The organism is Xanthomonas sp. NCPPB 3442 (assembly GCF_056725145.1).
Genome location: NZ_CM161514.1, coordinates 2,191,971 through 2,203,485, shown reverse-complemented (window position 1 = coordinate 2,203,485; position 11,515 = coordinate 2,191,971). Strand labels below are relative to the sequence as shown.

The 11,515-nt window shown below is 64.1% G+C and carries 8 protein-coding genes and 1 tRNA gene; all 9 read right to left on the bottom strand.

What is annotated here, in order from left to right; translation table 11 throughout:
- Window positions 1–1,120: 1,120 nt before the first annotated feature.
- Window positions 1,121–1,213, bottom strand: a tRNA-Ser gene (locus AC1POX_RS09675).
- An 83-nt stretch (window positions 1,214–1,296) separates the two neighbouring features.
- The gene (csrA, locus tag AC1POX_RS09670; protein WP_003481884.1) at window positions 1,297–1,509 is read right to left on the bottom strand and encodes a carbon storage regulator CsrA; all 213 of its coding nucleotides are present in this window, start codon (window positions 1,507–1,509) and stop codon (window positions 1,297–1,299) included.
- Between the two features lie 139 nt (window positions 1,510–1,648).
- Window positions 1,649–4,297: an alanine--tRNA ligase gene (gene alaS / locus AC1POX_RS09665; RefSeq protein WP_372357042.1), complete on the bottom strand. Its 2,649-nt coding sequence runs from the start codon at window positions 4,295–4,297 to the stop codon at window positions 1,649–1,651.
- 101 nt (window positions 4,298–4,398) lie between these two features.
- Window positions 4,399–4,887 carry a recombination regulator RecX gene (gene recX / locus AC1POX_RS09660; RefSeq protein WP_057681521.1) on the bottom strand — a complete coding sequence of 163 codons (489 nt, stop codon included), beginning with the start codon at window positions 4,885–4,887 and terminating at the stop codon, window positions 4,399–4,401.
- 296 nt (window positions 4,888–5,183) lie between these two features.
- Window positions 5,184–6,218 (bottom strand): recombinase RecA, encoded by a 1,035-nt coding sequence (recA, locus tag AC1POX_RS09655; protein WP_008574635.1) that lies wholly within the window; start codon window positions 6,216–6,218, stop codon window positions 5,184–5,186.
- Window positions 6,219–6,390: 172 nt separating this feature from the next.
- A complete protein-coding gene (gene lexA, locus AC1POX_RS09650) occupies window positions 6,391–7,032 on the bottom strand; it encodes a transcriptional repressor LexA (protein ID WP_372357153.1) in 642 nt (213 codons plus the stop codon).
- Window positions 7,033–7,119: 87 nt separating this feature from the next.
- Window positions 7,120–8,796, bottom strand: a complete 1,677-nt coding sequence (gene ubiB / locus AC1POX_RS09645) for a 2-polyprenylphenol 6-hydroxylase (protein WP_008574639.1) — start codon at window positions 8,794–8,796, stop codon at window positions 7,120–7,122.
- A gap of 465 nt (window positions 8,797–9,261) precedes the next feature.
- Complete coding sequence (locus tag AC1POX_RS09640; RefSeq protein WP_008574640.1) at window positions 9,262–9,756, bottom strand: CinA family protein; 495 nt, start codon at window positions 9,754–9,756, stop codon at window positions 9,262–9,264.
- 430 nt (window positions 9,757–10,186) lie between these two features.
- Entirely contained in the window at window positions 10,187–11,506 is a 1,320-nt protein-coding gene (gene hflX, locus AC1POX_RS09635) for a ribosome rescue GTPase HflX (RefSeq protein ID WP_031422298.1), read from the bottom strand.
- Window positions 11,507–11,515: the final 9 nt, after the last annotated feature.

Here is an 11,515-nt window from a genome sequence, read left to right as displayed (position 1 = left end):
GCGCATCACGTCAACATCCGAGATATGGTTCACGTCCTTAGCGACCCATGCGCCGGTTACTTGACCCCCACCACGTACCGCATCTACAAGGCGGTTCAGATGCGTAAGGCAGCGGCGACGCGCTCTGGCGCGAAGCGGCAATGGCACTGGCCCTGAGTTGCCTTTATGGCAGCCCGGGCAGGCGATCCAATGGGGTGCAAGACCTCAATGGCTGCGCTGCCAGCCTCGACTGCCGAATATCAATAGGCCCTTCACGCCGGGTCTTCGGCCCCGGTTCTGGCTTTGGTTGGTTTTGGTTTTGATCCTTATTCCTTGGATGGTTCGCTGGAGTGCAGTGGCGCATCGCTCCAGTTGCAGCGGCGACGGATCCAAACGCTGCACTCTCGCGCGCAGAATCAGCGCCTTCGTACGCCACCCGCCTGCATGCGCAAGACGGCAAAAACCCGGAGTGCCCAAGACGCCATCGATACGAGGCTCATTACTGACGTCGATGCGCCTGGCTCGATGCGCTGCACGGCGCGTTGGCGTACACGACACTGGAGAGTGCTGCTTCGCCGGGTGTCGCGCCCTCTCCGCAAGCGCATGCCACCAACCATGCCGATGGAATGACATGTCAGAGATGCGCCGAAATCCGGCGGAGGGGCAGCGAGCAAGCAGGACGCGACCTCTTCGCAACGCGACAAGGAATCTCACGCTCGCGCTGCAGGCGCCTAAGGCGTCACTATCGACTGTCGAGCGATGCGAGCAAGACCAGGGCCTTCGCTAGCTGGCAACTCTCATGCTTGAGATGCAGCCGGTGAGAGACGCAAAGAATCGTTACCAGCCTCCGGCTAGCAACCGAGCTCGGAGGCGATACTCCCTGAAGCACTGTGGCCGCTGGCGACGCGCGCACAGCGTGACCCTTTCGCCGTCCTCACTGATGGCCTGGGTACTGTTGGCAGGAGTGTGCTCCAGGGCGTCTGCAGCGTTGAACCAACGCCAGCGAGCACCCACGGATATCGCAGACTTCGACGACACGCATTGCCGCAGGCGACGCTCTCAAGCAGCATCGCCTTCTCGACGAACCCGCAGCACAAATAAAAACGCCCGCAAATCAGCGATTTGCGGGCGTTTAGAACACTGGCGGAGCGAGAGGGATTCGAACCCTCGATAGAGCTTTTGACCCTATACTCCCTTAGCAGGGGAGCCCCTTCAGCCGCTCGGGCATCGCTCCAGTTTTTGCTGCCTGCCGCGATGTCCGTGGCAGGCCGCGAAGAATACCGGGTAAGAGGGGCTAACGTAAACCCTTGACAACGATCAATTCGAAGAATCGTCACCGTGATGTGCGCCGGAGGCGACCGGCTCATCCCCACGCTGGATGCGCTGATAGATTTCTTCGCGATGCACAGCCACATCCTTGGGTGCGGTGATACCGATGCGCACCTGATTGCCCTTGACGCCGAGAACGGTCACGGTGACCGAGTCGCCGATCATCAAGGTTTCGCCTACCCGGCGAGTGAGGATCAACATTTTGCAAATCTCCTGGAACCGGTGGATTTCCCACCAGCATCGACGGCCTCCTGACTGAGACGCGCCCTACGTAAAGGGAATAGACCAGAAATGGTAGCGGGACATCCTGCTAGCCAGCAAGGCATAGCAGGACAAGTGTTCAGCCCAAGTGTTGCTTGACCCAGAGGGGCACACCGTCGAGTGCGGTCGCAAGGGCGGGCCCGTCCTCGCCACCACCCTGGGCGAGATCCGGACGGCCGCCGCCCTTGCCGCCAATCTGACTGGCGATGTGACCGAGGAGTTCCCCTGCCTTCACCTTGCCAGTTGGGCTGCCGTTCACACCGGCGACGAGCGCCACCTTGCCGCCCGAAGCGCCAGCCAGCACGATGACCGAATCGCCGAGCTGCTGCTTCAGGCGATCCATCGCATCGCGCAGCGCCTTGGCATCGAAGCCCTCCAGACGCACCGCGACAACTTTGACTCCGGCAACATCGATCGCGCTAGCGCCCAAATCGGCAGTCGCACCCGACGCCAACTTGGCCTTGAGCGATTCCAGCTCGCGCTCCAGCCGCTTCTGGCGCTCGGTCAGTGCGCGCACCTTGTCCACCACCTCGGTGGTGTTGCCGCCGAGCAGATTGGCCGCTTCGAGCAGGCGCCGTTCCTCGTCAGCCACATAGTCCAGCGCGCCCTGCCCGGTCACCGCTTCGATACGACGCACGCCCGACGACACGCCGCCTTCGGAGGTGATCTTGAACAAGCCGATGTCGCCGGTGCGGGTGACGTGGGTACCGCCACACAGCTCGGTGGAATAGCTGCCCATCTTGAGCACGCGGACGTTTTCTCCGTACTTCTCGCCGAACAGCGCCATCGCGCCGAAATCCAGCGCCTCCTGCATGGCCATGTTGTGCACTTCCACGCCATGGTTGGCGCGCACTTCGGCGTTGACCTTGCGCTCGATCACAGCGAGCTCGTCGGCAGTGATTGGCTGGAAGTGCGAGAAGTCAAAGCGCAGACGATCAGGCGCGACCAGCGAGCCCTTCTGTTGCACATGCGTTCCCAGGACTTCGCGCAGGGCGGCGTGCAGCAGATGGGTGGCCGAGTGGTTGAGGATGGTCTTGCCGCGACGTTGCGTGTCGATCCCGCCGGCAAGCACATCGCCAAGCGCGAGCGCGCCTTCGCTGATGCGCCCCACATGCCCGTGGAACTGGCCTGCGAACTTCTGCGTATCGGTAACGTCGATCGACACGCCGGGGCCGCTCAGCTGGCCGCTGTCGCCGACCTGGCCGCCCGACTCGGCATAGAACGGCGTGCGGTCGGTGAACACGATCACCTCATCGCCCGCTTCCGCACGTTCGACCGGGCGGCCCTGCTTGAGCAGTGCCACGACCTTGAGGGCATCGGCATCGTACGCTTCGTAGCCCAGGAACACGGTCGGCGACATGCTGGCGACCAGGTCCGCCGGCAATGCGACGCCACCGCCGAACTTGCCAGCCGCGCGCGCCGTCTCGCGCTGGCGCTCCATCGCGAACTCGAAGCCCTCCATGTCCACGCGCATGCCGCGCTCGCGCGCGATGTCGGCAGTCAGGTCGACCGGGAAGCCGTAAGTGTCGTACAGCCGAAACGCGTCGGCGCCCGGGATGATGTCCTGCGAGCGCGATGCGACCTCGTCGAAGATCTTCATGCCGGCGTCCAGCGTCTCGGCAAAGCGCTCTTCTTCGGCCAACAGCGCGCGCGCCACAGTGTCCTGCGCCACCACCAGTTCGGGATACGCTTCGCTCATCAGCTCCACCAGCGTGGGCACCATCTTGCTGAAGAACGGCTGGCGCACGCCCAACATCCAACCATGGCGCAGCGCACGCCGGATGATCCGGCGCAGCACATAGCCGCGGCCTTCGTTGGAGGGCAACACGCCATCGACGATGAGGAAAGAACAGGCGCGGATGTGATCGGCGATCACCCGCAGCGACTTATTCTCCAGATCGGTGATGCCGGTCAGCGCACTGGCCTTGCCGATCAACGCCTGGAACAGGTCGATTTCATAGTTGGTATGGACGTGCTGCAGGATCGCAGCCAGACGCTCCAAGCCCATGCCCGTGTCCACGCACGGCGCCGGCAGCGGCACCAGGGTGCCGTCGGGCTGGCGATCGAACTGCATGAAGACCAGGTTCCAGATCTCGATGAAGCGGTCGCCGTCTTCATCCGGGGACCCCGGTGGACCACCGGCGATGTGATCGCCGTGGTCGAAGAAGATTTCGGTACACGGGCCGCAAGGGCCAGTATCGGCCATCTGCCAGAAATTGTCCGACGCGTAGGGGGCACCCTTGTTGTCGCCAATGCGCACGATGCGGCTTTCCGGGATGCCGATCATGTCGCGCCACAACGCGAAGGCTTCTTCGTCGGTGTGATAGACGGTGACCAGCAGGCGGTCGGCCGGCAGCTTCCAGACCTGGGTCAACAGTTCCCATGCCCAGGCGATGGCGTCCTTCTTGAAATAGTCGCCGAACGACCAGTTGCCGAGCATTTCGAAGAAGGTGTGGTGGCGTGCGGTGTAGCCAACCGAGTCCAGATCGTTGTGCTTGCCACCGGCACGCAGGCAGCGCTGCACGTCTGCGGCACGGACGTAGCTGCGCTTCTCCGCGCCAAGGAAGACGTCCTTGAACTGGACCATGCCGGAGTTGGTAAACAGCAAGGTGGGGTCGTTGCCCGGCACCAGCGGCGCGGATGGCACGATGGTGTGGCCCTTCCCCTCGAAGAACGCGAGGAAGTCACTACGAATCTGGGAAGTGCTGAATTTGGCGGGTGCGTTCATGTGCTGGCATTGGGCGGGCGGCAGTCCCGGTCACCCAATGACATGTGGGCGCAGATGAGCGGAACAACCTGAAACCACGAAGGGTAGCAGGCCTGACGCCCTCAGTCCTCAAGGTCGAAGCGCGTGGCGGCGCGAATGCTGTTGCCGTCGAAACCCCGCCGGGCCAGCAGATCGGCGGCCTTGCGCCGCTGCGGAAGGTCGGTTGGGCCTTGTTCGCCGAACCGACGGCGGATCAGGTCGCGCGCGTTTTCGGCCCAATCCCCTTCGAAGGTCGCCAAGGCGGCACTGATGGCCTCGCTATCCAGGCCATGGGTCCCGAGCTCGGCACGAATATGCAGCGGGCCATAACCAGAACCGGCGCGATTGCGCACCACTGCAGCAGCGAAGCGGGTGTCGTCCTGCCACCCCTCGTCCGTGAGCCGATCGACGGCCGCCTGCGCCGCATCTGGCTCGATCCCGCGGGCCAGCAGCTTGCGGTTCAATTCCTTGCGCGAATGTTCGCGCCGCACCAATAGGCCGAGTGCGCGCTGGACCGGCGTCTGTTCCTTGAACCGGCGCCCCCGCTTTGGTGCGGGCTCTTGCTCGTCCATCGTTGAGGTGTCCCGAATGGCCAAGATCAGTTACGACATCAATGCGCCGTCCATGGCGCCTGCCCTCCTGGCCTTCGATAGATCTACCGCGAGAAGCGACGGCACTGACTCCGCCGTCCTCGCGATAGAAAAACTTCAACACGCTCGAACCTGCTGCCCCAGCGCCGGGCGGACGTGGGCGGCAATGGAGCGGTGGCGTACCGTGCGAGGTTCCGCCCACCGCTCACCAATAGCATCACCGTCACCGACTCCCGGCAAACCGACTCCGGCGACTGGTGATGTTGTGAGGCTGCAACTTATTCCTTGTCTTCGTCGTCGCCGGCCTCGCGCGGTGCTTCGGCAGGCTGGAACTTCTCACGCAACTCGGCTTCCAGCCGGGTCGCAACCTGCGGGTTGTCGCGCAGGTAGGTCCGTGCGTTGTCCTTGCCCTGCCCGATGCGCTCATCGCCGTAGCTGTACCAGGCGCCGGCCTTGTCGACCAGCTTGGCTTCCACGCCCATGTCGATCAATTCGCCCTCGCGGCTGATGCCTTCGCCATACAGGATTTCGGTCACGACCTGCTTGAACGGAGGCGCCAGCTTGTTCTTGACCACCTTGATCTTGGTCTGGTTGCCGATGATCTCGTCGCCCTTCTTGATCGCACCGATACGGCGAATATCCAGACGCACCGAGGCGTAGAACTTCAGCGCGTTGCCGCCGGTGGTCACTTCCGGGCTCTGGCCCGGCATCATGACGCCGATCTTCATGCGCAGCTGATTGATGAAGACCACCAGCGTATTGGAGCGCTTGATATTGCCGGTGAGCTTGCGCAGCGCCTGGCTCATCAGGCGAGCCTGCAAACCAGGCAACTGGTCGCCCATCTCGCCTTCGATTTCCGCCTTTGGCGTCAGTGCGGCAACCGAGTCGACCACCACGATATCAACCGAACCCGAGCGCACCAGCATGTCGGCAATTTCCAGTGCCTGCTCACCGGTATCGGGCTGCGACAGCAGCAGGTCGTCGACGTTGACGCCCAGCTTGGCCGCATAAATCGGGTCCAGCGCGTGCTCGGCGTCGATGAAGGCAGCGGTGCCGCCGTTCTTCTGGCACTGGGCAATGGCTTGCAGGGTCAAGGTGGTCTTGCCGGAAGATTCCGGGCCGTAGATTTCGACCACGCGGCCCTTCGGCAGGCCGCCGATCCCCAGGGCGATATCCAGCATCAGCGAGCCGGTCGGGATGACTTCGACCGCCTCGATGACGCGGTCGCCCATGCGCATTACCGAACCCTTGCCGAATTGCTTTTCGATCTGGCTCAGTGCGGCGGAAAGGGCGCGCTTCTTGTTCTCGTCCATCTGGGTGATCCTCGTCAGTGATTTCGGTATGGGGCTAATGTAGCGGCGGTGTATCGCACAGGCTGAGACTGCAGGCGACACACTCAGATTAGGGAGGCGGAAGGTCCCGTGGCAGCGGGAAATCCTGCGGTGCCAGCTCGGAGAAACGCCGGCACGGCCATCGGCGCAGACCTCAGCGGTTAGGCCTCAACAGTCCGCAATACAGTCCTTCAATCGCGAAATCCTGATCCGGTAGCACCTCAATGGGCGCGTAGTCCGGATTGCGCGGCAACAGCCGGATGCGGTCCTTGCCGATCTTCAGCAGCTTTACCGTGATTTCCTCATCGATCCGCGCCACCACGATCTGCCCCGAGCGCGCGTCGCGGGTACGGTGCACGCCGATCAGATCGCCATTGAAGATGCCTTCGTCGCGCATCGAATCGCCTTGCACCTTGAGCAGATAATCCGGCGAGGGCGAGAAAAACACACGATCCAGTACAACGAAGTCGTCCGAGCCGATATCGGCACCGATCGGCAAACCCGCCGCAACGCGGCCCAGCACCGGCAGGCGCAGCACATCGTCGCGGGCCGCCTCGCTCACCGGAGCCATGCGTGTCTGCGCACCCTGCCCGGCCAGCCGTATCCCGCGCGCCTGGCCTGGAACGCGGCGGATCGCCCCCGCATGCTCCAGCGCTTCCAGGTGATATTGCGCCGCGCGGACGCCCTTGAAGCCGAACGCGCGCGCGATCTCGGTCTGTGACGGCGGAACACCATCGGCATCAATGCGCTCGGCGATCAAGGCCAGGATCGCTTGCTGGGTATCGGTCAGGTCCATGGTTAGTAGTATTACTACTAACGAGCCCCTGCGCAAGTGTTCGCCGCGCCCTGCCTGTACGCCACCACGATGCCCGCGCGTCGCGCGCTAGCGCCGGCTTCGCCAGATCGAAAACAGGATCCAGATACCGCATAGCGCCGCGCCGATGAAACCGCCCACGCCCAGCGCGAGCAACCAGCGGCTGGCGCTCCCGCCGACACTGTTCATGACGATCGAGGAGCCGATCACCAACGCGGCAGTCACGATCCCCATCGTGAGGCGATTGGCCGCGCGGTCGACCTGCTCGCCGAACTCGCGCAATGCGCGTGTTTCGATCTGAAGCTGCAGCTTGCCGCGGCGTGCGGCTTGCAACAGGCGCTTGAGATCGCGCGGCAGATCGCCGATCAGGTCGATCGCGCCAGTCACGGTCCGCCGGCCGCGCCGCACGATGGCGCGCGGCGCATAGCGCTGCAACACCACGCGTTCCAGATACGGGCGCGCCTCGGTGGCCATGTCGAAATCCGGATCGAGCTGGCGCCCCATGCCTTCCAGGGTGAGAAAGGCCTTGATCATCAGCGCCAGATCCGATGGCAGCGTCAGTCCGTGATCGCGCAGGATGGAAGTGACGTCGCCAAGCATTGCGCCAATACGCAATTCTTTCAGCGGCACGCCGCGATACTCGTCGACGAACGCGCCGATGTCTTGCTGCAAACGCGCCTCGTCGATCTCCAGGCTGGTGCCCGCCCATTCCAGCAAGACGTCGATCACTGCTTCGGCGTCGTAGCTGACCATGCCGTGCAGCAGCTGTGCGACCTGAAACCGACGCTGCTCGGAGACGCGCCCGACCATGCCGAAATCGATGACCGCGATGCGCCCGTCGCGCAGGTAAAAAATGTTCCCCGGATGCGGGTCGGCGTGGAAGCAGCCGTCCTGCAACACCATCTTGAGCACGATGCCGGCACCGGCACGTGCGAGCGCCCTGCGATCCAGGCCGGCCGCATCGACGGCGAGCAGATCGCGCCCCGGAATTCCATCGATGAATTCCTGCACGTTGAGCGACTCGCAGGTCCACTCCCAGTACACCGCCGGCACCACCACCTGCGTATCGTGCGCGAAGTTGGCGGCGATGCGTTCGGCGTTGCGCCCTTCCGCAGCGAAGTCCAGCTCGCGTCGCAGCGAGACGGTAAATTGCTGCACCACCTCGGAAGGACGGTAGCGCTTGAGATCCGGTGCGCGGGTTTCGACGATTTCAGCAAGCCGGGCGAGCAGGCGCAGATCCGCGTCGATGGTGTCACCGATATCGGGACGACGAATCTTCAATACCACCGGCGTGCCATCGACCAACCACGCGCGATGGGTCTGTGCCAGCGAGGCGGCCGCCAGCGGCTGTTCGTCCAGGCGCGCGAAGACGGTTTCCGGCTCCATGCCCAGCGCAGCAACCAGCTGTGGGCGAATCTGCTCGAACGGCAGCGCCGGCACCGCGTTCTGCAGCTCGCTCAATTCTTCGATCCACTCCGGTGGCAGCAGATCCACACGCGTGGCCAGCACCTGGCCCAGTTTGACGAAGGTGGGTCCGAGCTCTTCCAGTGCACGCCGCACGCGCATCGCTGCGGACATGCGCAACCGGCCCTCGGCGTTCTGCCAATGCAACAGCCTGCCGGCGCGCTCAAGCACATCGGCCATGCCGATACGACGCACCACATCGCCGAAGCCGTAGCGGATCAGGACCGAGGCGATTTCCTGCAGACGCCCAAGATCACGTACCGTGCCGAGTGCTTCCCACATCAGCGCACCGCCTGCGAGCGCGTTGCGCTCAGGCGCTGCGTGACACTGCAGTAGATAGCAGCCTGCAACGCGGCGATCGATGGGACAGAAGCAAGAAACGAATGCATTGGCACGCTGGGCGGTGAGCAGACCTTGTTTGTAGCCGATCTGCCCTCCGCTGTCGCGCTCTCGCCTCGTCCAAGCTCAGCGCAGGTTGCAAGGCGCGCGGTACATGCGCAACAGGCAGCGTTCGCTGATGAGCTGCCTGCACCCGGGTTGCGCCATTGTCGCTTCGCAGCCTCGTTGCCGCATGTGCCAAGTAACGCGTCCGCGCAGCGTGCTGCAGCGGCGTGTCGACAACGAGGCCAAGCCAGTTCTTGGGACGGCGCTCGGTTACGGCCTTGGGTTTCCAGGCTGTGCGAGATTGCGCCGGAAATGGGGCGCCGCGGATCTGCTGCCGAACGCCATCAGCGAACCGGACGACCGCTAGAGCAGCGCGCTCAACCCGCGCAATGCTGCGACGACGGTCTGACGACGCACCGCATCGCGGTCGCCATTGAACTGGAACAGTTGTGCGGTGGCATAACCGCCACGGCGTTTCCAGCCGATCCAGACCGTGCCGACCGGCTTGTCCTCACTGCCGCCGCCGGGCCCGGCGATGCCGGTCACCGCCACCGCGATGCTTGCGCCGGAATTCACCAGGGCGCCAGAGACCATTTCGATCACCGTTTCGCGACTGACCGCCCCGTGCACTTCCAAAGTCTGTGGGCGGACACCGAGCAGCGCCTGCTTGGCCTCGTAGCTATAGGCGGCCATGCCGCAATCGAACCAGTGCGAGGAGCCGGCGACATCGGTCACCGCCTTGGCGATCCAGCCACCCGTACAACTCTCGGCAGTGACCAGGCGCTCGCGCGCGGCAAGCAATTGCTGCCCGAGGGCTTCGGCCAGCTGCTGCAGTTCGGAATCGGCGGAAAAAGACATGGGCACGGCAAGGAGGGGGCAGCGGACGTTTTAGCCCAATTCGTCGCGCCTGTCTGCCGCTGGCGCCGATTCCGGGTGGGCGCGAGGTGGCCAAGGTTCAGTGGCGATGTGCGGCCAATATGCGGTACGGCGGGTCTGGACGGGCTTGCATGTGCGCCGCTGTGCCGGCCGCACGTGGTCAACGTGCAGCGCCGCCTCCAAGCACCGAATCACCGCACCCAGGGCGTCATTCCTGATCACAGGTGTGATGCGCCACATGAGCGCACCACTGCACTCTTGCGCAGCACCACCCACTGCTCATATTGATTTTCTGTGAGTTCCGGCTGGCCGGGACGAGGCCTGGCAACTGCCGCACAGCGACGCGCTCCACCCTTCCCCATGCGCCTTGAAGCAGCAGCACGGTCGTGTGCGACCGACCGTGCCGCTTCCATCACGCTTCCCAGTCTTCGCGACGATCCGGCAGCATCGCGCGCAGCGGCGCACCGTCCTGCCCGGCGGCCAACCGCTCGGCCTCGACCATCGGCAGATCGACCTCGAGCAACCAACCATCTTCGTCGGATTGCTCATTGCGCACCACTTCCAGCTGATGCAGCCTGGAACGCAGGCGACCGGCAGACGGTGGTAACCGTAGCTGGCCGGTCAGGTGGCGCAGATCCAGCCGCTGGCCGAGCGCGTGCTGCAATTCTTCCAGCCCACGTCCGTCGCGCGCCGACACCCAGACACGCTCGCGGCGTGCCGGGTCAGGAATGCCGTCCTGCGCGTCGTGGCGCACTTCGGCGCCCTCGATCTTGTCGATCTTGTTGAATACCAGCAGTTGCGGCAGATCGCCGGCACCGACGGCCCGCAACACTTCATCGACCTGCAGGATGCGTTCTTCGCGCAACGGGTCTGCTGCATCGACGACGTGCAGCAACAGATCGGCATCGCGCGCCTCCGACAGCGTGGAGCGGAATGCGGCGACCAGCTCGTGCGGAAGATCGCGCACGAAGCCGACCGTGTCGGCAAGAATCGCGCTGCCACCCGGCAACGCAATGCGTCGCACGGTGGGGTCGAGCGTGGCGAACAATTGATCCGCCACGTAAGCCTCTGCACCGGTCAACACATTGAACAATGTCGACTTGCCGGCATTGGTGTAGCCGACCAGTGCAATCCGTGGCAATTCGCTGCGCATCCGCGCACGACGCATCTGGGTGCGCTGCACCTCGACCTTTTCCAGCCGCTGCTGCAACTGTTCGACGCGTTTTTGCAGCAGGCGGCGGTCGGTTTCCAGCTGGGTTTCGCCGGGGCCGCGCAGGCCGATGGAGCCACCGCGCTGACGCTCCAAGTGCGTCCAGCCACGTACCAACCGCGTGGCCATGTGACGCAACTGCGCCAGCTCCACCTGCAGCTTGCCTTCGTGGCTGCGCGCACGTTGCGCGAAGATGTCCAGGATCAACCCGGTGCGGTCGATCACACGCCGCTCCAGATACCGCTCCAGGTTGCGCTCCTGGCCGGGCGACAAAGTGTGGTTGACCAGCACCAGATCGGCACCGGTGGCCTCGGCTGCGGCCTTGACCTCTTCCAGCTTGCCGCTACCGATCAAGGTCGACGGGCTGGGCTTATCGATGCGCGCGGTGAGCGTGGCGGCCACCGTGGCGCCCGCCGACTTTGCAAGGTCGGCGAACTCCTCCATCACATCGTCTTCGGCAGGCCCGCCGGAGTGGGTCTGTATCAATAACGCGTGTTCACCCTTGCGGGACCGATCAAACACGCACTGCTC